Origin of the sequence: Tardisphaera saccharovorans (assembly GCF_046635845.1) — an archaeon.
Classification (GTDB): Archaea; Thermoproteota; Thermoprotei_A; order Marsarchaeales; family UBA168; genus UBA168.
In genome coordinates this window covers 1-19,324 of sequence record NZ_JAQQXN010000005.1, presented here as the reverse complement: position 1 = coordinate 19,324, position 19,324 = coordinate 1, and the positions used below count along the sequence as shown (strand labels likewise).

The following is a 19,324-nucleotide window of genomic DNA, read 5'->3' as shown; positions in this document are numbered from 1 at the left end:
ACGTATTTCCGCTCAAGAAAGCCTGAGGGGCTACGCGCAAAACTAAAAAAGAAGGGGCTTTAGAAATAGGAAAGCGGCCATCGTCTAGCCTGGTCGAGGACGGCAGCCTTCCAAGCTGTTGACCCGGGTTCAAATCCCGGTGGCCGCACTTTTTCACAGAAATCTCTGTATAAAGGACCTGCTGCGCTTATCTGTCAGCTTTTTTAGGTCGATCGTGTAAACGTTTGTGTCAACATCTATGAGGATTAATCTATCGTTGTAGTTCATTATGCTACGCCTGCCCCTCGTACTGAACTTCCTTCTTCCCTTATCGGTCATCACGTCCCACACAAACTCGTCTCCCGTGGTGCTTAGGTCCAGCACTTCCGTAATCGTCGGAATAAAGTAAAGCTCATCCACAAGGCCCTTGAGCGCAGAAAAAGATTCTTGATCCAACTTTCTCATGTCCTTGATCATAGCGACGTCCGTCCACTCACCGGAACTAAACCTCGAGAATATCACGAAGTCCGGATTGGTGAGTGGGAAGGGAAGCCTCGGTATAACCCCGTCGTAGCGCTGCTGTCCGACCTGCACTGTCACGAAGGAGCTGCCGGCATCCCTTCTTATCTTCACGGTGTGCTCATCAAGCAAGTTCAACTCCTTCAAAAAGTCATCTATTGGCACGTGCCATCACCTCGTTTTGAGCCTCCTCTTCTTCGTATTGAACCCTATACATGGTGGCGTAGAGGCCGTTCTTCTTAATGAGCTCATCGTGAGTGCCGCTTTCTACGATCGTCCCATGGTTCATGACGATTATGTTATTTGCTTTCCTTATGGTTGAAAGCCTATGTGCTATTATTATCGTTGTCCTATCTTTCACGAGATTATCGATTGCCCTCTGTATTTGTTTTTCTGTGACCGAATCCACCGAAGAGGTGGCCTCATCCATTATGAGGACTTTCGGATCGGTTATTATGGCCCTCGCAATCGCAACCCTTTGTCTCTCCCCACCTGAGAGCATTGACCCACGCTCTCCAACCCAAGAATCGTAGGCCAGCGGCAACTTCATGACGAAGTCGTGAGCTGCCGCAGCCTTTGCCGCCGCCACTATCCTTTCCGGCTGCACTTCACCAAGCCCATACGATATGTTATACGCAACGCTTCCATCGAAAAGAAATGGGTCTTGGAGCACTATTCCCACTTGCCTCCTCCACGCCGACCTCTTTATCTTCCTAAGGTCGACGCCATCAACGTATATGGCACCTGACTGCGGATCGTAAAAGCGCATGAGAAGCTTTGTTATGGTGGTCTTACCCGCTCCAGATGGACCCACGATACCCAACGTGGTGCCCGCAGGGACGTGAAAGCTCACGTTGTAGATGACGGGCAAAAACGGCTCATAGCCAAAGGAAACGTTTGAAAACATGATGTCACCTTTAACGTTTAGATCCAAAGCGTCCTCGCTATCGGTGACCTGAGGTTCCTCGTCCATTATCTCCATCACCCTCTCTGCCGACGTTAGCGCTTGCTGCATGGGCTGGAACAAGTTGGTCAGCGTGTTTATGGGGCCGTAGAACTGCCCCATATACATCGTAAAGGCGATGAGACTTCCAAGGGAAAGAGTCCCTGCCAAAACCTGCATGCCCCCGTAGAACCATATGGCAACGGCCCCCACGCTGGTGGCAAAGCCCAGTAGGGGGAAGAAGCTCAGGTTAAGCTTAACCGTGTCCATGTTTGAGTTAACCACGTCCTCCATTTTATCTTTCAGCCTTTGCTGCTCTCTTTCCTCCTGAGAGAACGACTTAACTACCACCACGCCTGGTATGGTGTCCACGAGAAGCGTGTCGACGTCTGCCCATTTCCTCCAAGCCCTATGGTAAAGCGCGTGCGCCCTCTTTCTGTACTGTGGAATACCCAGGGCTATTATCGGAACGGGCAAAAGAACGAAAAGCGCGAGCTTCCAGTCCATGGCGAAGATTATGACACCTATACCAATGAGCGTAAGCACGCTGATCACCAGGTTCTGAATACCCCATACCAAGAACCACTGCACTCTGCCAACGTCATCTACTACACGCGATAATATCCTGCCCGAGCTCATCCTGTCATAGAAATCCATGGAAAGGCGCTGGAGCTGCGAGTAAACCGAACTTCTCATGTCATAGATTATCTTCTGGCCTATCCAGTTCAGGAAGTAGCTAGAGCCAATTCCCAATGCCGTTCCGAGACCATAAGCTCCAAGTGCCGCGAGCACCAGCGGCACAAGCATGCCAACATGCTTGGCCGTAAAGACTTCGTTTACCAGAAGCTCTATGAGGTATGGGGGCAAAAGGCTGGCGACCACACCCAACACGGAAAAGACCAGCCCCAACACCATTTGCTTCTTGTATGGCTTGAGAAAGCCGAAAAGCCACGAGTAAGTGTTGCTACGCTTTTTCTTGGTCTTTGACACCTTGAGCTCCACAGCGTTTCCCTTGAGGTCAAGCAGCTCAGACACCAGTATTACCGCTTTCCTGAAGTCCTCCGCCCTGCTCTTCGAGTAAGTTATCACCCTGATCTTCTCGTTTCCTATCTGCGCTAGCAGCTCCCCTAAGCCAAGATGCTCAATGGCATCTATGGACTTCACGCCGTCCATCGGGTACTCCTTGACTGTTTTACCAATTACGATGATCTTCTTAGACGTGATCAACAACCAGCGCTCTCCGTAAAGCCCGTCTTCTTCTATGTCAGACCTCGCGAAGTAAAGCAGCTCGTCGCGCTTGACCCGCGCCCTTTCCAGAAGGGAGTCGGGAATTTCGGCATCAAGTGACAAAAACGCTCGCCTTTAATCGTTAGAAAGGACCGACGTAAAAGGATTTTCGCTTTGTCCCGTTAAATAAGGCCTGGCCAGCACTGCCGCTACGGCCGCTCGTCCTCCGCAATCTTCTTCTTCAAGATGTCGATGATGACCTTTGCGTCAGCCCTAGCGCGGGTCTTTTTCATGACTTGGCCAACCAGGTAGTTCATGGCTTTCGGATCCCTTTTGGCCTTCTCGTATGCGTGCGGGTTTTCCGCTATCACCTCAGATACAATTGAAGTTATGACGCTTTCATCTCTAACCGGTGTGGGAACTTCCTCAAGAGGCCTTCCGCTGATTATGAGTTGCTTCAACTGCCTTTTGGCTATCTTTCCCGTTATCTGCTGCTTTTCGTAAAGCCCCACTACCCTTACCACGTCGTCTATTAAGGGAAATAGGTCTGTCAGTTCCTTCTTTGCGTCCGCCAAGTCACCGAGCACCTCGTTCATCAGCCAATCCGCGCTGTCCGCCGCGTTCAAGCCACGCCTAACCGTATCCTCGAAGAAGTCCGCTAGCCTCTTCTGAGATACCAAAACGCCCGCCTGATATGGCGTTAGACCGTATTGCCTTACGAACCGCTCAGCTCTTTGATCAGGCAGCTCGGGAAGAGCAGCCCTCAGCGACTCCACAAAGTCCTGCTCTATCCTTATGGGAGGTAAGTCTGACTCGGGAAAGTACCTGTAGTCCTCTTCCTCTTCCTTAAACCTTGGGGCGACCGTTACCCTGTTCAGTTCGTCCCAATGCCTCGTTTGCATCTCTATTTTACCTCCTCTTTCAACTATCATTATCTGCCTTTGCACCTCGTAGTTGAGCGCCTTCTCCACGTCCTTGGGAGAGTTTATGTTTTTCAGCTCAACCCTTTCGCCACCATCTATGCTAATGTTGGCATCTACCCTGAGGGAGCCCTCCAAGGAGGTATCGGTTACCCCTAGGTGATCGAGGATGCTGGCGTACTTCTCTATAAAGAGGCGTGCTTCCCTTGGAGATGACAGATCTGGTTCGGTGACCATCTCGCAGAGGGCAACCCCAGCCCTGTTATAGTCAACCATGACGTACTCGCTGGATAGCAAGGATGAAGGATAAACTATTTTCGCCACATCTTCTTCAAGCTGAACCCTTCTTATCTTGACCCTTTTTACGAATTGGCCCAACGTCAAATCAAGCCAGCCACCTTTTGCCACGGTAACTCCCCCTCCCCTATCGTATTGAGATATCTGGAAGTTCTTCGCCATATCAGGGTAAAAGTAATGCTTCCTGTAAAACACGGTCTCATGGGCTGGGTCGGAGTGCAGGGCAAGAGCTATCTTCAGTACTTCTTCCAAGGCACGCCCGTTAAGCCTAGGCAGCGAACCCGGTAAACCCAAGCATACAGGGCACACCGACGTATTTGGAGGTAAGCGCCTGTAGTCCGCGGAACAAGAACAGAACAGCTTGCTCTTTAGGGACGTTAACTGCGCGTGAACCTCTAGCCCGATCATAACGCGGTGTTCACTCAACGGTTGCCACCTTTGACGCCATCTCGACCCTACCCATGGCCTCGAGCTCCTCAGCGGCCTTAATTACCCAATCATCCCTAAGAGGAGAAGACATCAGCTGCACGCCTATGGGCATACCAGACGACGACTTTCCAAATGGTATCGACAACGCGGGAATCCCAGCCAAGTTCACTGGAACCGTGTCAAGGTCCAGCAAGTACATGGACAAAGGATCGGTTATCCTTTCTCCGAGTTTCGGGGCCGTCGTGGGGTTGGTTGGACCGATGAGGAATTGAAAATCGTTGAGAACCTTAAGCATTTCCTGCCTTATCTTGCTCCTCGCCGCAACCGCCTTAAGGTAGTACGCATCATAGTAGCCAGAGCTCAACGCGAAAGAGCCCATCATAATCCTTCTCTTGACCTCTGGTCCAAACCCCTCGCCCCTTACCTTAGAGTAGGCCTCGTTCCAGTCCTTGGCATCCAGAGGGCAAGGCATGCCGTACCTTATGCCGTCATATCTGGCGAGATTACTGCTCGCCTCCGCGGAGGTCAAAAGGTAGTAGGCCGGCAGCGCCAGCGAGAGATCGGGGATGGATACCTCATCTACCAAGGCGCCAGCTTCCCGAAGCGCTTCAGCAAAGGCATACGTCGCCTTGACCACCTCGGGTTCTGCGCCTTCCCCCACCGTCTCCTTAAGCAACCCAACGCGCATTCCCCTTAGGCCAGGAAACGACGTTGGGTCAGAAAACACGCTGGTCTGATCCATAGGATCAGGAGCATCGGAGTTCCTGATTACCGAGAAAAGCAACTCCATGTCTTTAGCTGTAGTCGAGAAACCCCCGATTACCTCAATGCTATTTGAGAAAGCCACAAGCCCGTACCGACTAACAAGCCCGTAAGTTGGCTTAAGGCCGTAAACACCCGTGAAACTGGCGGGGCATCTTACCGAACCTCCTGTATCGCTGCCGAGCGCTATGGGAACCTCGCCCGATGCGACGGCCGCCCCGCTTCCACCGCTGCTTCCTCCCGGCACCCTTTCCAAGTCCCAAGGGTTCCTTGTGGGGCCAAACGCGCTGTACTCCGTGCTGCTTCCCATGGCAAACTCGTCCAGGTTCGTCTTTCCCACGATTATTGACCCAGCTTGGCGAAGCTTAGACACGACCGTAGCATCATAAGGAGATACATATCCGCTGAGTATTTTACTCGCACAGGTCAAGGGCATTCCCTTGACAGCTATGTTATCTTTAACGGCAACAGGAACTCCTGCTAACCGCCCGGGATCCACTCCCTTTTTAACCAGGTCGTCTATCTGACGGGCCCTTTCCAAAGCACCTTTCTCGTCAACGTAAAGAAAGGCATGTATCTTTGGTTCCCAGCGCGATATCAAATCAATGTACTTTCCCATAACCTCTTGAGCAGATAGCTCTCCTCTCCTTACCTTATCCGCGATTGAAAACGCTTCCATTTAGCTTTCACACTATCTTCGGTGCCTTTATGTACCTACCTTCTTTGTTTGGAAATATAACCGAAAGGTCATCATCGTGAACATAGACAACATCATCCCTGAATACGTTTCTTATATCAACCAACCTGTCAGTGGGTGACGGTGAAGGAAGGTCTTGGGATGCTATGATCGAGAAGTAATCCAAAATCGAGTTAAACTGAGAGACAAAAGTAGAAACTTCATCATCTTTGAGACTTATCCTAGAGAGGAACGCCACGCGCTTCACAACATCCTCAGTGACTTTCGGCATAATAACGTACTAGAGCGACATAAGTGCTTTGCGCTGGCGTTTTGCAGAACATATTATTGCCAAGCGCTCCATCGCGTCGTCAATCGCAGGGTTTGCCCAGCAAGGCATAAATTGCATGGCGCGTTATGATGTCTGGTTCCATTGCACGTTGAGGCCGTGGTATTCGACTTAGACGGAACTCTCCTTGACTCCAGAGAGGCCTTCATACATCAGAACTTGGATATACTGAAAGAATTTGGTCACTTAGAGGCAACTCTTAACGATGCCGTAGAGCTCTTGGGAATGAGCCCAACGCAGATCCTATCGAAAATGGGCGTTTCGGAATCGCAACACAAAAGGTATATCGCGAAGATAGATGCCAGCTATATAGATCATTACATGAAAAAGTACACAAAACCCTTTCCGGGCATAATTCAATGCCTAGAGAAACTGAAGAAGGCGGGAATTGCCATAGGAGTAGCCACGAATACTACGCGCGAGATACTTGAACAGTCGTTAAGATGGACCGGTATGGACAGTCTCGTGGACGCCACGGTATGCGCAGATGGCACCATAAAGGAAAAGCCCGAGCCAGACATGCTCATTGAGGTACTGAAGAAACTTGACGTAAGCGCTGAAAACGCCATATACGTGGGTGATACCGAACTCGACGTAGTGGCTGCCAAAAACGCAGGCATTCCTTCATTCATAACGGTGTCCGGTGGAATAGGAAAGCTTGACGTCATAATGGCGCTGAAGCCAGATGCCTTGTTGCCTACCGCGGCGTGGCTTTGCAGAACCGTGAACTTTGCTCACCTGATCTGAAGTAAGCTTTACCGAAAGCCTTAATCGCAAGGCGACGCCATTCCTGAAAATGGCGAGATGCGTAGTTATAGCTACTTGGGAGTTCGGCCTTGAGGGTGTTAAAACCGCCATGAATCAACTGAAAAACGGCGAGACCGCTGTCAACGCGGTCGAATTGGGGATAATGACGGTCGAGTCGCTTGGCATCAGAAGCGTTGGCATATCGGGGTTACCAAACACAGACGGAGAAGTAGAACTCGACGCTTCTATAATGAGCGATGATGGACGGGCTGGCGGGGTTGCCGCCGTCAAGGGAGTTGAACACCCCATAAGCCTTGCAAGAAAGGTAATGGAACTAACGCCTCACGTGCTCTTGGTTGGTGAGGGAGCAAGAAAGTTTGCCAAAGCTCTAGGCATGCGGGTCGACGCAAAGCCGTCAGAACAAGCGATCAAGCAATGGGCTGCAGCAAAGGAGGAAGCCATGAAGGCAACGAGGGAAGCTCCTGATCCGTGGTATTGGGCCCAAGTGAGCCACGACACGGTTGGAATGGTGGCTATGGACACAAATGGGAATTTGGCCGCAGGAGCTTCTACAAGTGGGCTGGCCTACAAGATGCCCGGAAGAGTAGGCGATACCCCAATAATAGGGGCAGGGGTTTACGCTAGGAGCGGTTACGGTGCTGCCGCAGCCACAGGAGTGGGGGAAATAGCTATAAGAAACGCGCTAACCTACAGGGCCGTAACGCTGATGAAAGACCTACCAGCTAAGGATGCCCTCGATGAAGCCCTTAAAGAGGTACGCATAAGGGAGCCTCGTTCGAAGGAAATTTCACTGGTAGGCATAGATCACATGGGCAATTGGGCCGCTGCAACGCTCAGGGAACAATTTCCCTTCGCCCTGTGGGATGGCCAGGAGCCGCTGCTACTCAGAGCCTTCCCTCCATAGTGGCTCAAGCCCCGATTTTTGCGAGCTCATCCTTCCATGCCAGTACCTTGTTTACGGCGGCCACAATATCGTCTATGTCTTCTTTCGTTACAAGGGGAGATACGGGCAACGAAAATACCTCTTTTGTTAACTTCTCCACGTTTGGGCACAGCCCTGGAGGGTAATCGCGTACGATACCGTAATACGGGCAGGAGTACGGACAGCCCTTGGGCCTAACCCTCTTCTCCTGAAACAGCGGATCTAGGTAAAGAGCACGCGGGTATATGGGTCTCAGGTTTATCCCTTCGGCCGCCAATGCCTTGCTCATTAAGTTGGGCGATATCCCGAGCTCCTCTTCGAGAAACCTCGGGGCATATACGTGATATACATGCTTCACGTAATCGGGAGCCTTTGGGACAACTATGCCCTTTATCCTTGAAAGCTTGGAATTATAATAAGACGCGTTGGACTGCCGAATAGAGTTAAACTTGTCGAGTTTTTTCAGCTGCGATAAACCAAGCGCAGCCTCCATTGCCGGCATCCTATAGTTATATCCCAGTTCCACGTAATAGTACCAAGATGGCTCGCCGTGCTGCCTTATGAGCCGGGCCCTTTGCGCGATCTTCTCGTCATCCGTCACGATCATGCCCCCTTCACCAGTTGTCATATTCTTGCTCTCGTAGAAGCTAAATATGGCTGCATTTCCGAAGGTACCGACTTTTTTTCCCTTATACGTGGCCCCGTGAGCTTGAGCCGCATCCTCGAGAACCATGACGTTGTGACGCCTGGCCACTTCCATTATGGCGTCCATTTCGGCTGGTCTTCCAAAGAGATGCACTGGTATTACCGCCTTAGTCCTTTGGGTTATGCTCTTCTCAAAGGAATCAGCATCCAGGTTATAGCTGGAAAGTTCCACATCTGCAAAAACGGGGATGGCGTTAGCGTGAATGACTGAGGTAGCTGTGGACACAAACGTGTAAGGTGGTACCACTACTTCATCGCCTGGCCCCACACCCATGGCCTGGAGGGCCGTGTGAAGCGCAGCAGTTCCCGAGTTGACCGCAATGGCGTACTTAGTCCCAACGTATTCGGCAAACGCTTTTTCAAATTCCTCAACTATTGGGTTGGATAAAGAGGAGAGCTTCCCAGACCGAAGCACCTCCGTGACTGCCCTTATGTCTTCCTCATCTATGTAAGCACCGTGAGGCAATGGTCTGCTCCTCACCGGTTTTCCGCCGAGTATGGCAGGCTTATCGGATTCCATTTTAGACGAGGCCATCTTTGCCCGGCATTTAACTCTAACGGGATTCAGGGAAGGAAGTTCTTTTGAAGAGGATAGGTAAATCCTCTTATGAAAATGCGATAGATTTCTGACCGAAAGGAACGCGCACCTATTGCTCAATGAGCTTTCCTGGATGAAAGCACGAAAAGCGAGCCAGCCCGCGTGAGGCAAAGAAAAGCATCTTCGAAAAGTCAAGTTCGATATAATTGTGTTCCTCCTGCCTCCGCCTTCACGCGTGAAAAGAAAAAAGGCGCGAATTAGAAGTGCATGTTCAAGGCACTCTTACAAAGCACTTAAATAAGCCGCTCAGAATTCAGTGGAAAGGACCTTGAGAAAGAAGCTCATCGACATATTGGCCTGCCCGATGTGCGGACATTATCCCTTAAAGCTCGTTGCCATACAGGAAAACGATGACAAGGTAGTGCAGGGCATACTTCACTGCCAGAACTGCGGTAGGTGGTATCCCATAAGAGACGAGATAGCCGTCATGCTTCCAGATAACATGAGAGACCAGAAAAAAGACGACGAGTTTTACGCGAGCTATGAGAAGTACTTTAAGGAAAACGGCATACCTAGGAGCTGGCAGGCCACAGAGAAACGACACCTTATCTCTTAAGGTATTGCAAGCCCGACCGCCAGCATTTAGAGGCTTCTCTGATAAGCCACGACCTTTTTGGGCCCATCCACACGTTTGATGCCATGTTAAGTTCCCAAAGGCCCATAAAAAATGGGTTGTAAGCCGTTAGCACCTCAAAGCTCAAACTGGCGCGCTCTGCATAAGTTTTGAAAAAAGAACTCAAGTACTTCTCGGCCTCGCCAGAATTTCCAGCGTACTGCTCAAAGGCGAACTTCAGCTCTGCGGCAAACTCCCCGAGGTCTTCCACGGGATAACCGTAATGATACATCTGCAGGTCGAAGGCCGTAAGCGTAAGTCCATAGCGAGCAAAGTTAGTTGGATTCGGATCTCCGTGTAGTGGTACGATTGGAAGCGGAAGCGGAAACTCACTCTCCCATAGCTTTCCCACATCCATGAACTCCGTCTCCATGGAACCTGTGCGCGCCGCAAATACCCTTCTCCGCCAGTCAGGTATCCACCACTTCCCCGCCTCTGCCTTAACCGAGTGTATCTTGGCAAGCAACCAAGCCATGTCAGTGCACTGTTCCGATAATTCCTGTTTGTTCCTTATTGCCCGCCTTATATCTTCGAACAAGTTAAGTCCAGGCGCTTTCTCTTCGGCCAACGCGTATCCCAGTTCAACGCTGTAGCCAAGCGGTTTAACCACGCGATAGCGGCCCGCACCGAGACCAGCCTCCCACAAATATTCAAGGGCATCGTATTCTTTTTTAAGACGCCTTTCCTTCTCATCGCTTGCAACCGGGTCCGCGCCGTAAAGTTTGACTACAACCGAATTTCCACTGGAATCGTAAAACTCAAATATAGGCCTATGAGCATTTATTCTCTTATAACCTGCAAAGGATAAATTGGCCGTCTCAAAAAGCCAATAGGAAATCCGCTTCTCTATGCCCTCACTAATGTCGCACACGGTAATCACCTTTACATCTTATAAACTTGACCTACAGAACTGTACACGTTACGCCTGCGCTGCATCTCACGAGCAAACCTGCTGCTCCCATGTTTTACGTTTACTGAGATATCTGGGTATTTCACGTGAAAACCGAATTAAGGAAGATCATGTTCTTCATTACTAGCGATCATGGGGCGATTCTTTTACGACTTGCTCACTTCCAAAACGCCTGTTTTGATCGGTATCGTAGCGCGGACGTCCTAACAACGCCTTTCAGAAGGCCCAGCCGTAAGGCAGCGGTAGTTCGCCTATCAAAAGAGGCACCTCTTATCCGAGCGTTCTGTGAACAATATTCTACATGAACTTTTGGCGCTTGCGCGCGTTTTAACCCGTTCCGTTCCCTCTTTTTGTCGAAAAGCGGCTTTTGAAGCGATTGCACGAGGACCCTCGAGCGCATCAGCTTGATAGGGAACCTTGCAGCCGCTTGAAGCTGGAAGCGAGCTCGCTGTCTTTGAAAAAGCTTTTTAGCCGTACTTCTAACTCATCAGGAGCTAGGCCCTCAGCACCCCATCTCGCGTTGGTCTTGACGTCCTTTTGGAGCTCCTTTAATATGAGAGAACCGCTGCCAACCCTTGCATTGATCACGTCGGCGCTGATCACGCACAAATCCCCTATTAGTCCCTTAACGTGGGCTTTTGATATGATGGTATAACTTCCCACGTAACTGTTCTCTATAAATGAGTTTTCAATCACAGCTGGTCCCGCTATGATGGAGTTTTTTATCGTCGAGTTCACCACGCGCGTTGGCCCAAACGCCACTGTACCGTTCTCGATTTTGCTTCCTATCAAGCCAACAGAACCACCAGCGTAATAACCGTTCCCGCCAATCTGAGCGGATATGGCATCAAGGGATTTGGCAAGAAACTCCCAAGCCGTGTCAACAAGTATTTTTGGTTGGTTCCGCTTCATTAGGTCATCGTAAACCGTGTGGGTAGTCCTAATTGGCATTACCTTTTGGCCAATTGCTCCGACGTCTTGCTCGTCAAGCCAACCACTTATAAAGGGCATTACTGCCTTCACGTCCCGCTTAGATACGTACGCGTAGACCAACCTTTTACCCTCAACCATCCCCTTTTCCTCTGGCAGGTCTCCCTTAGCAAATGCGTCAAGCGCCTTGGAGAATTCCTCATCTACCCCCACCGCCAAGCTGTTAAGTAAAAGCAAATCGTCCTCATTTTTAGAGGGCCTCTCCCATCTACTTGCGAGTTCCAGTTCTAGTTCAGGAAACCTAGATGACCAAAAATCGCGCAACTTCTTTGTGCCAAAAACGAGGTCATAAGTCGGTGTGATGTCGTTAAGCGGGGCCATGCCCTTCGCCGCATCTTCAAAAAGAACAAGCTTCATGACAAAAGCCACGGTGCGACTTATAAGCGTTGTATGAAACGGTATACCGGTGGTAGGGCCTCATGCCCTCGCTGGTCCATCGGCGCCCAACGCCTTCCATGGACGCCTCGGCAGGTGAACTGAGGAAGCCAACTACCCAAAGATGTATATCGCCCTTAGGGTTTCTTTATGAAAATGGACGCAAAGTTGTTAGATGACGAAAAAGCCATAGAACAAATAGATAAGGAGGGGGAAATCCGCGTCATATCGAACTACGGTAAGGCGCTTACCGATCACATAAAGCAGCTGCCGACTTACAAGGGCGCGGGAGCCGAGGAAGTGGTGATAACGGGAATGGGCGGGTCCGCCATAGCTGGTGACTACATCGATAGTTGGTTGAGTCCAACGCTTGAGGTTCCTATCTATGTCTGGAGAGACTACGATCTTCCGGCCTTCGTTGATAACAAAACGCTGGTGATCGCCATATCGTACTCCGGCAACACTGAAGAGACCCTATCCGCAGCAAGCCTTGCGCTAAAGAAGGGAGCCCATGTGGCGACGGTTTCGTCAGGTGGCGAACTCACGAAATTTGCAAGTAAAAATGATCTCCCGCTTTACCCAGTTCCCAAGGGGCTGCAGCCGAGAGCAGCGCTTCCCTTCCTCCTTTCATCGGCATCTAAAGCCCTCCTTGATCAGTGGATCATTGGCAAAAAAGAGTGGGCAGATCTGGAAAGGCTTCCGGATCAACTGCAGTCAACCTTATCTCAGATATTGCCTTCAGTTCCGCTGGAAAAAAACGAGTCAAAACAGATAGCGGTTGAGATGTTCGGAAAGATGCCTGTCATATATGGCTACGAGAAGTACCAGTGCGTGGCGAGGAGGTTCAAGACGCAGGTAAACGAGAACGCCAAGGCGCCAGCTAAGTTCGAGTTCTTCCCAGAGCTCGATCACAACGAGATCGAAGGATGGGATGGCAAGGATGAGATCTTGAAGCAGCTTTACCTAATCCTCATAAGAGATCCTGACTGGACCTTCCCCTACAGGGACCGCATAAGCATCACCATGGAGGAGATAAGGCCTTGGGCAGGCGGTTATCACGAGCTTGTCACATCTGGATCAGGCCGTCTTGAGAGGATGTTTGATGCAACTCTTAGGGGGGATATGGCAAGCATATACCTGTCCGTCCTAAGGGGCATTGACCCAAGTCCAGTCACCATGATAGAAGCCTTAAAAAAGAAGCTAGCTAACATAAGGAGATCAAAATGAAGACAAAGGTTCCTGCGGTTTATCTCAACTTTAAGGCTTACGCGAGCGCCACTGGGAAGAAAGCGGTTGAGCTCGCTAAGATAGCGGAAGAGGTATCGAAGAAGACGGGATACCAGGTGGTCGTACTGCCTCAGCACGCTGACCTAAGGCTTGTGCGCGATGCCGTGTCCATACCGGTCTTTGCGCAATCGGCTGATCCTTTTTTCGAAGGTAGCTACACCGGCCACATCACGTTTAACACGCTTCTCGATATAGGAGTAGACGGCATAATGGTCAACCACTCAGAGAACAAGGTACCCCTTGACTACGTTCAAAGGGTTGTCGACATGGCCAAGGAGAACAACCTTGAGCAACTCGTATGCGCTGCAACTCCGAGCGAGGTTGCTGCGGTGGCCGCGTTTGAGCCCGATTACGTGGCAGTGGAGCCACCAGAGCTTATAGGAGGACCCATATCCGTTGCCACAGCCAAGCCTGAGGTCATAACGGCTAGTGTCGACGCGCTCAAAAAGGTAACCAAGAAGAGCAAGCTCCTTTGCGGGGCTGGAATTGCGAACAGGCGGGATGTTGAGGTGTCCGTAAAGCTCGGCACGGTAGGAGTACTCCTAGCATCAGCTTACACCAAGGCGTCTGATCCTAGAGCCGTGCTCGAAGACCTCGTGGCTGGGCTGAAGGTCTCGCCCTAACGCCTCTGGAGTACGCGTAAATGTACTCTTGCGCGTAACCGGCATATTTCCCAAAGTAATTCATACCAAAGCTTGCCACGTTTTTCTCGTCAGCGTCTTTGTGCAAATAGACATTTCCCACTACTTTTCTTATCCAAACGTCGACAGGAAAGGCCTGCAGGTAACCTCCCGCAAAAAGCAGAACGCAATCGGCGACCTTTGGCCCTATCCCCTTAATAGACATCAGGTAGTCCTTGCCCCGCTCGTAACCCGAACGCATGGCAAAATCCAAATCAAAATCGCCCCGGGCCACGCTCATCGCGAAGTCCAATATGTACTTCGACCTAAATCCGAAGCCAAAGGAAGCCAGCAGGTTAACGTCCGCGCTCGCAAGCTGCGAAGGCGTTGGAAAGGCCTTGAGCTCAAACCCCAAGTCGCTCCAGTCCCCCTGAACGCGAGATCCCAGAGACTGTCTAAGCTTAAGCAGTGAGGCCTTTATCTCTCTTACCGTGTTATGTGTGCTTGTCATAAATGACACGACCGTCTCCCAAGGCTCGCTCTTTATTAACCTCATTCCCTTAAGGGATGATATGGCAACATGCATGAAGGCATCCTTATCGATAGAAGCGTAGATCTCATCCAAATCGTCACCAAGCCTGAAAACCCAATAGGCCTCATCCCAGTCCGGTACCTTGCCCGGACATACGCGAACTTGTTTTCCATCAACCACAGAGTAGTAGCAGCCAGACTTGCCGAGATACCAAGAGAAAGTTTGGCCGCTTTCAAGCGTTGAGTAGAAATCAACGCATATCTCGGGGGTATCCAAGGCAAAAAAACTAGATGTGAACTATTAAACGCGACGTTCAGTCGCGAAGCGACGATATTCCCAGCTCGGAATCGATGATCGGCACGAAGAGCTGCTCGATCTTTTTCAAGGACTCCTCATCTCTTCCCTCGAACCTAAGAGATAACACTTCCTCGGTATTCGACGGCCTGGCTATTCCCCAACCGTAAGGTTCGTCAACTCTCACACCGTCAATCGTGTTCACCTTATACCCCGCTGCCGTAAGGGCTTCAATGAGCTTCTTGATCACCACCCCCTTCTTTTCCTCAGGACAAGGGACCCTATACTCTGGGGAAGAACAATAAACCGGAAGCTCGCCCACGAGTTGTGCTAAGTCCTTCCCCTCCCGCTTGGCCCCGCTCACAAGGCTAAGGACCTTAAGGGCAGCAAAAGAGGCGTCGTCAAAACCGTAGTATCCGTCCAGAAAATATATGTGACCACTAACCTCTCCTCCCATCAACGCGTGGTTCGCCATTATCGCCGAATCTATGTATGAGTGCCCGGTTCTACTTACAACTACCCTGCCCCCTGCGCCAGCAACGACCTCGTCAATAAGCGCCGATGCAAGTATGTCGTGTACTATTATTCCCCCAGGATTGCGTTTTAATTCCTCGCGCGCCAAAAGGGCAATAAGCTGATCTGCTGTAACGTGATTCCCCGTGTTGTCAACAACGCCTATCCTATCCCCATCACCGTCAAAGGCTATCCCCACATCAGCGCCTCTCGCCACCACCTCGCGCTTAAGCTCCACTAGGTTCTCCTCGAGTGCAGGGTCAGGCACGTGGTTTGGGAAAGTGCCATCGGGATCCTGATATAGACCTGTAACCTCATAGCCCTCCGTCTTCAAGTAGTCAATGAAGTAACCACATGATCCGTTTCCAGCATCAACAACGACTTTCAGCCTATCCAAGCCATCCAATTCCGCAGCGCGCCTTATGAACGCCCAATAGTAGTCCATGAGATTTGAAACCCGTTCCTCGCTCCCCATGGCATCGGTCCTGTATTCCAGACCCGACTCAACTCTCTTCTGTATTTCGTTGATCCCCGTTTCATAACTAAGCGATATGCCCCCTTTTGTAACTAACTTTATACCGTTAAATTTAGAGGGAAGATGAGAAGCGGTAACCATCGCCCCGCCATCCAAAGCCAAGTGAGCCACCGCAAAGTAAAGAGATGGGGTCGGGATCATCCCGAAGTCGATGACTTTAAAACCAGAGGCCATGAGACCGGACTTAACTGCCTCTTTTAACGCAGGCGACGATAGCCTCACATCGTAGCCGAGACCAACCTTTAACGACGACGCCCCATGCTCCCGCAGCCATTCCCCAAACGCATATCCTATCTTTGAAGCATCATCTATTTTTAGCTCCTTACCGTAGACGCCGCGAATATCATAAGATTTGAAAATGCTCAAGCTGGTAAGCTTGCGCCATAACATAAAAATTTATGCCTTGATGATCGCTGGCCTGAGACCAGCGGAGCCGCATTGGCACACGCTAGGCTGATACCTCGGCCCTTGCTAAAGGATTTTCAAAGGAAGGGATGGGGCGCCCGGAAAAGCTTGAAGGAAAATCAAAGCTTATATCTAACGGTCCCGTGTAATAGCAGCCCGGTGGTGTAGCGGCCAAGCATGGCGGGCCCTGGCCCCGCTGACAGCGGTCCGAATCCGCTCCGGGCTATTTTGGGCTCTGTACCGAATAAGCCAGTCAATTAAAAAAGAATTCAGAGAGCTGCATGCTCTGCTGTCCACTTCTCGTAAAATGCCACCATCTGCTTGCTGACGCTTGGCTTTCTCTTAGATATCACTTCCAAGAAATCCTGCATTGCGATGGGCCTTGGCTCACCACTCGGAGGCTCACCCGTAAGTCCGGCTGCACCCTTCTGTTCAAAGAACTCCTTCACTACCTTTAGTTGAACCGATTGGCAGATGTCCTTTATGTCACTTCCGGAGTAGCCATCGGTTATCCTTGCGAGTTCCTCGAGGTTCACGTCATCAGCCAGCCTCAGCTTCTTGGCATATAGCTTGAAAAGCTCAATCCGCGACTTGAAGTCCGGAAGCGGCACGTATATCCTCTTCTCGAATCTCCTTATAAATGGCTCATCAAATATCCAGGGCTTGTTTGTGGCCGCGACCACGTATATTGGGGTGTTCTTTCCCTTGTCGTTTACGCCATCCATCTGAGCCAAGAACTCGTCCCTTACGCGTGCCTCTCCTCCTACTTCCTCGTTCCTGATCCCAACCAGGGCATCTGCCTCGTCTATGAAAAGTATAACCGGCTCACCGGCTTGTGCAGCCGCCCTGGCCTTTTCGAAGAGCTTAGCCACGTTTTTCTCAGATTCACCAAGCCACTTTGACATGATAGCGCTGGCGTCCACCTGATAGAATTGGGCTTGTATCTCGCTTGCCACGGCCGCCGCCAGCAACGTCTTACCGCAGCCAGGCGGGCCGTAGAGCAGTATGCCCTTCGGCCATCCCAAAGGAAATAGGTCCGGCCTCCTCTGAGGATAGACAATGGACTCCACGATGGCCTCCTTAGCGTCCTCAACGCCTATGACGCTATCCCATGCCACATGTGGTGACTCCTCCACCACAACAACGGTATCTGGCCCCTGTCCGCTCCCAGTGGAGACGTCAAGCCCTTCTTTGAGTTGCTTGATCCGCTCTCTGTACTGATTTGCCCTATCAAGATAGAGCCGCGACTGAGGAGAATTCGGATAAAGGGACACCAATTTGAGCAGGACGTCAACCGCCCTCTGATACTTGAGTATCGCCACGTCTCTCGAGCCGCTTTGATCGGCTTTCTGCGCTTCCGTGGCGTATTGCAATGCCATCTGTTCGAGTTCGGCGGCAGCTAATTCTGACCGCCTCCATCAAGATAGCTTAACCTTCCCCTCTCTGCTTAGCTTTTCCAACGTTTCCTTTATGAACGCAGGAGGGACGCCCAAGTCCTTGGACGCCGCAGATATCTTAAGTTCTCCGCCATGTGCCCTTATGTACTCTAGAAGTTTCCTGTCAAACGCCAGTTGCCCCTCTTCGGGCTTCACGGTGGCTTTAACGCTGACGTTTTTCTCGGGGGCTGGCGATGCAACGCCCTGAAGCTTATCATTGCTTGTGGCCGAGTCCTTGCGATTCACAACAATTTGCTTCATCGGCAGTGGATCCTGGGCTGATGCTGGGGAAGGATCTGCCGCTACCGCTCCAACTCCTTCCCCCTCCATGATCGGGGCTGCAGGAATCTGTGGGAACTTCTCTTTTACCTTCTGTTCCGCTACCGTGTTAGCCTCCTGCAGGATCTTCTTTGCCTCCTCGTTCTCCATCACGGGCGATTGTTCTATCCCCTCGGCCTCTCCAACCTCTATGAGGGCTTTTCCCAGCGTATCGTTAACCCCCTCGAGCTCGCTGGCGACCTCTGGGACCACCCCCGCAAGCCTGCTCTTGGTATCGGCCATGACTGCCCTTATGGGAGCCATTGCCACGGCCAGATCCCCGAACTCCTCAACGGTCTCGAGGCGAATGGCTACCTGCTCGAGGGCAAGCTGGCTGGCGAGGACGACCTTTGCCATCTTCCTAAGTTCAGAGCACTCGTTAGCATAGATGGCAGCGTGAGCGGTATCGCCCTCTGCCATCGCAGCCACGGTCTTTCCAAACATGTCCTTGTCTCTCTCCTCTATCTTCTGGTACATCTGCTCCAGTTTCTCTTTCTGCGTTTGTATGACGTAAATTGCGTGGTTGATCCTTTCCTTTAGCGGAGGACCCCTCCTTATGTGCTCCTCCAACTTTCTAAAAAAGCTCTCCCTTTCTTCCCAGTTGGACGCCACGTCAAGCACCTCCGTTGTCTTCTTCCATCTTAACGACTATTGCTTCTTCTCCCTCCTTAGCTGGAGGCCTCTCGACGGGCTTCTCAACGATCTTTGGCTCGGGTTCAACCACTTTTTCAACTGGCTTGGTCTCCACGCCGAGCCTGTTTATCTGATCGAGGGTTATCGACACGTCTTCCCTCTCTGCCCTTATGCCATTAAGCGCGCTATTAGAGAACGCCAACATATCTTGGAAGGACTGATCGTCAAGGTCTCCAAGCCTGTGCTGCATCTTCGCATTAGCCATGAAGGTACTCAGGGCATGCTTCTTGGCATCGAGGGCCGCTGCCTGTTCCAGAAGCTCTCTGCGAACCTCGTCGCGCTTAAGCTTCAGCGCGCTTATGGCTGCCTGCAGTTGCGCATCCATTTCGTCGAAGATGTCCTTTCCTATCTCTCCTGCTCTGAGGAGCTCTTGGAGCGCTTCCTCCCTCTTAAGCGCTTCAGCGTATTCCTTTATGACGTCCTCTGCCTTGAGCTTCCATGGCTTAAGCAGAGTTAGGCTTCCTCCGCTTACCACGAACATCTCGAAGGGCACCTGCTCGAACTGACCATCACCAACGCTTAGCTCGAACGAGGTAACCTCATCTTTTGTGTTCGTGTAGATGCCCAGAACGGTTCCCACGTGGCGACCGTACTGGTCCTTGACCTCCTTCCCCAGGTAGTCCCTTGCTTCTTCGAAATACATTAGTTTCACCTTTCTTTGTCGGCCTCGGCGGCTCCCAGCGTTGGGGCCTCCGGGAACCTCTCCTTT

General features: G+C 51.2%; 18 protein-coding genes and 2 tRNA genes. 7 read left to right on the top strand and 13 right to left on the bottom strand.

Annotated features, from left to right (window positions below):
- The first annotated feature begins 73 nt into the window (after nucleotides 1-73).
- A tRNA-Gly gene (locus PRZ02_RS06670) sits at nucleotides 74-148 on the top strand.
- 5 nt (nucleotides 149-153) lie between these two features.
- On the opposite strand, the gene PRZ02_RS06665 is transcribed toward PRZ02_RS06670, so the two are convergent.
- The 5 genes from PRZ02_RS06665 to gatC all read right to left on the bottom strand — a co-directional run bounded on the left by PRZ02_RS06665 (nucleotide 154) and on the right by gatC (nucleotide 6,044).
- Nucleotides 154-663, bottom strand: a complete 510-nt coding sequence (locus tag PRZ02_RS06665) for a DUF1854 domain-containing protein (protein ID WP_449465054.1) — start codon at nucleotides 661-663, stop codon at nucleotides 154-156.
- Entirely contained in the window at nucleotides 650-2,791 is a 2,142-nt protein-coding gene (locus PRZ02_RS06660; RefSeq protein ID WP_449465053.1) for an ABC transporter transmembrane domain-containing protein, read from the bottom strand. The genes PRZ02_RS06665 and PRZ02_RS06660 overlap by 14 nt, the downstream gene beginning before the upstream one ends.
- Before the next feature lie 86 nt (nucleotides 2,792-2,877).
- Nucleotides 2,878-4,293, bottom strand: coding sequence for an Asp-tRNA(Asn)/Glu-tRNA(Gln) amidotransferase subunit GatB (gene gatB, locus PRZ02_RS06655; protein WP_449465080.1), 1,416 nt, complete (start codon nucleotides 4,291-4,293; stop codon nucleotides 2,878-2,880).
- A 10-nt stretch (nucleotides 4,294-4,303) separates the two neighbouring features.
- Nucleotides 4,304-5,755, bottom strand: a complete 1,452-nt coding sequence (gene gatA / locus PRZ02_RS06650; protein WP_449465052.1) for an Asp-tRNA(Asn)/Glu-tRNA(Gln) amidotransferase subunit GatA — start codon at nucleotides 5,753-5,755, stop codon at nucleotides 4,304-4,306.
- Between the two features lie 7 nt (nucleotides 5,756-5,762).
- Nucleotides 5,763-6,044 (bottom strand): Asp-tRNA(Asn)/Glu-tRNA(Gln) amidotransferase subunit GatC, encoded by a 282-nt coding sequence (gatC, locus tag PRZ02_RS06645; protein WP_449465051.1) that lies wholly within the window; start codon nucleotides 6,042-6,044, stop codon nucleotides 5,763-5,765.
- Nucleotides 6,045-6,200: 156 nt separating this feature from the next.
- Between gatC and PRZ02_RS06640 the strand changes: the two genes are divergently transcribed.
- Both PRZ02_RS06640 and PRZ02_RS06635 read left to right on the top strand, forming a co-directional pair.
- Nucleotides 6,201-6,848 (top strand): HAD family hydrolase, encoded by a 648-nt coding sequence (locus tag PRZ02_RS06640; RefSeq protein ID WP_449465050.1) that lies wholly within the window; start codon nucleotides 6,201-6,203, stop codon nucleotides 6,846-6,848.
- Nucleotides 6,849-6,897: 49 nt separating this feature from the next.
- Nucleotides 6,898-7,773 carry an isoaspartyl peptidase/L-asparaginase gene (locus PRZ02_RS06635; protein WP_449465049.1) on the top strand — a complete coding sequence of 292 codons (876 nt, stop codon included), beginning with the start codon at nucleotides 6,898-6,900 and terminating at the stop codon, nucleotides 7,771-7,773.
- A 4-nt stretch (nucleotides 7,774-7,777) separates the two neighbouring features.
- Here PRZ02_RS06635 and PRZ02_RS06630 read toward each other — a convergent pair whose 3' ends face one another.
- Nucleotides 7,778-9,016 carry a DegT/DnrJ/EryC1/StrS family aminotransferase gene (locus PRZ02_RS06630; protein WP_449465048.1) on the bottom strand — a complete coding sequence of 413 codons (1,239 nt, stop codon included), beginning with the start codon at nucleotides 9,014-9,016 and terminating at the stop codon, nucleotides 7,778-7,780.
- Between the two features lie 334 nt (nucleotides 9,017-9,350).
- On the opposite strand from PRZ02_RS06630, the gene PRZ02_RS06625 reads away from it, so the two are divergent.
- Nucleotides 9,351-9,650, top strand: coding sequence for a Trm112 family protein (locus PRZ02_RS06625; protein ID WP_449465047.1), 300 nt, complete (start codon nucleotides 9,351-9,353; stop codon nucleotides 9,648-9,650).
- On the opposite strand, the gene PRZ02_RS06620 is transcribed toward PRZ02_RS06625, so the two are convergent.
- On the bottom strand, nucleotides 9,640-10,578 hold the full coding sequence (locus PRZ02_RS06620) for an aminoglycoside phosphotransferase family protein (RefSeq protein ID WP_449465046.1): 939 nt from the start codon (nucleotides 10,576-10,578) through the stop codon (nucleotides 9,640-9,642). The genes PRZ02_RS06625 and PRZ02_RS06620 overlap by 11 nt on opposite strands.
- 438 nt (nucleotides 10,579-11,016) lie before the next feature.
- Nucleotides 11,017-11,964, bottom strand: a complete 948-nt coding sequence (locus PRZ02_RS06615; protein ID WP_449465045.1) for a hypothetical protein — start codon at nucleotides 11,962-11,964, stop codon at nucleotides 11,017-11,019.
- A gap of 174 nt (nucleotides 11,965-12,138) precedes the next feature.
- Between PRZ02_RS06615 and PRZ02_RS06610 the strand changes: the two genes are divergently transcribed.
- Nucleotides 12,139-13,209 carry a bifunctional phosphoglucose/phosphomannose isomerase gene (locus PRZ02_RS06610; RefSeq protein ID WP_449465044.1) on the top strand — a complete coding sequence of 357 codons (1,071 nt, stop codon included), beginning with the start codon at nucleotides 12,139-12,141 and terminating at the stop codon, nucleotides 13,207-13,209.
- The gene (tpiA, locus tag PRZ02_RS06605) at nucleotides 13,206-13,892 is read left to right on the top strand and encodes a triose-phosphate isomerase (protein ID WP_449465043.1); all 687 of its coding nucleotides are present in this window, start codon (nucleotides 13,206-13,208) and stop codon (nucleotides 13,890-13,892) included. Before PRZ02_RS06610 ends, tpiA begins: the two co-directional genes overlap by 4 nt.
- Here the strand turns inward: tpiA and PRZ02_RS06600 are convergent.
- Together PRZ02_RS06600 and PRZ02_RS06595 are read right to left on the bottom strand one after the other, a co-directional pair.
- Nucleotides 13,843-14,697: a DNA-3-methyladenine glycosylase 2 gene (locus tag PRZ02_RS06600; protein ID WP_449465042.1), complete on the bottom strand. Its 855-nt coding sequence runs from the start codon at nucleotides 14,695-14,697 to the stop codon at nucleotides 13,843-13,845. The genes tpiA and PRZ02_RS06600 overlap by 50 nt on opposite strands.
- 37 nt (nucleotides 14,698-14,734) lie before the next feature.
- Entirely contained in the window at nucleotides 14,735-16,129 is a 1,395-nt protein-coding gene (locus tag PRZ02_RS06595; protein WP_449465041.1) for a phosphomannomutase/phosphoglucomutase, read from the bottom strand.
- Nucleotides 16,130-16,321: 192 nt separating this feature from the next.
- On the opposite strand from PRZ02_RS06595, the gene PRZ02_RS06590 reads away from it, so the two are divergent.
- Nucleotides 16,322-16,394 (top strand) — tRNA-Gln (locus PRZ02_RS06590).
- Between the two features lie 43 nt (nucleotides 16,395-16,437).
- Here PRZ02_RS06590 and PRZ02_RS06585 read toward each other — a convergent pair.
- From PRZ02_RS06585 to PRZ02_RS06575, 3 genes are read right to left on the bottom strand one after another with little or no spacing between them, the layout of a single operon-like run.
- Nucleotides 16,438-17,547 carry an AAA family ATPase gene (locus tag PRZ02_RS06585; RefSeq protein ID WP_449465040.1) on the bottom strand — a complete coding sequence of 370 codons (1,110 nt, stop codon included), beginning with the start codon at nucleotides 17,545-17,547 and terminating at the stop codon, nucleotides 16,438-16,440.
- 39 nt (nucleotides 17,548-17,586) lie between these two features.
- Nucleotides 17,587-18,534 carry a Snf7 family protein gene (locus PRZ02_RS06580; RefSeq protein ID WP_449465039.1) on the bottom strand — a complete coding sequence of 316 codons (948 nt, stop codon included), beginning with the start codon at nucleotides 18,532-18,534 and terminating at the stop codon, nucleotides 17,587-17,589.
- 1 nt (nucleotide 18,535) lies between these two features.
- The gene (locus tag PRZ02_RS06575; RefSeq protein ID WP_449465038.1) at nucleotides 18,536-19,258 is read right to left on the bottom strand and encodes a CdvA-like protein; all 723 of its coding nucleotides are present in this window, start codon (nucleotides 19,256-19,258) and stop codon (nucleotides 18,536-18,538) included.
- Nucleotides 19,259-19,324 lie beyond the last annotated feature (66 nt).

What these genes read in the sequence shown, in the direction of transcription:
- gatB (WP_449465080.1), bottom strand. Translation starts at nt 4,293, where the DNA reads ATGATCGGGCTAGAGGTTCACGCGCAGTTAACGTCCCTAAAGAGCAAG.
- gatA (WP_449465052.1), bottom strand. Translation starts at nt 5,755, where the DNA reads ATGGAAGCGTTTTCAATCGCGGATAAGGTAAGGAGAGGAGAGCTATCT.
- gatC (WP_449465051.1), bottom strand. Translation starts at nt 6,044, where the DNA reads ATGCCGAAAGTCACTGAGGATGTTGTGAAGCGCGTGGCGTTCCTCTCT.
- PRZ02_RS06635 (WP_449465049.1), top strand. Translation starts at nt 6,898, where the DNA reads ATGGCGAGATGCGTAGTTATAGCTACTTGGGAGTTCGGCCTTGAGGGT.
- PRZ02_RS06630 (WP_449465048.1), bottom strand. Translation starts at nt 9,016, where the DNA reads ATGGAATCCGATAAGCCTGCCATACTCGGCGGAAAACCGGTGAGGAGC.
- PRZ02_RS06615 (WP_449465045.1), bottom strand. Translation starts at nt 11,964, where the DNA reads ATGAAGCTTGTTCTTTTTGAAGATGCGGCGAAGGGCATGGCCCCGCTT.
- PRZ02_RS06610 (WP_449465044.1), top strand. Translation starts at nt 12,139, where the DNA reads ATGGACGCAAAGTTGTTAGATGACGAAAAAGCCATAGAACAAATAGAT.
- tpiA (WP_449465043.1), top strand. Translation starts at nt 13,206, where the DNA reads ATGAAGACAAAGGTTCCTGCGGTTTATCTCAACTTTAAGGCTTACGCG.
- PRZ02_RS06585 (WP_449465040.1), bottom strand. Translation starts at nt 17,547, where the DNA reads ATGGCATTGCAATACGCCACGGAAGCGCAGAAAGCCGATCAAAGCGGC.
- PRZ02_RS06575 (WP_449465038.1), bottom strand. Translation starts at nt 19,258, where the DNA reads ATGTATTTCGAAGAAGCAAGGGACTACCTGGGGAAGGAGGTCAAGGAC.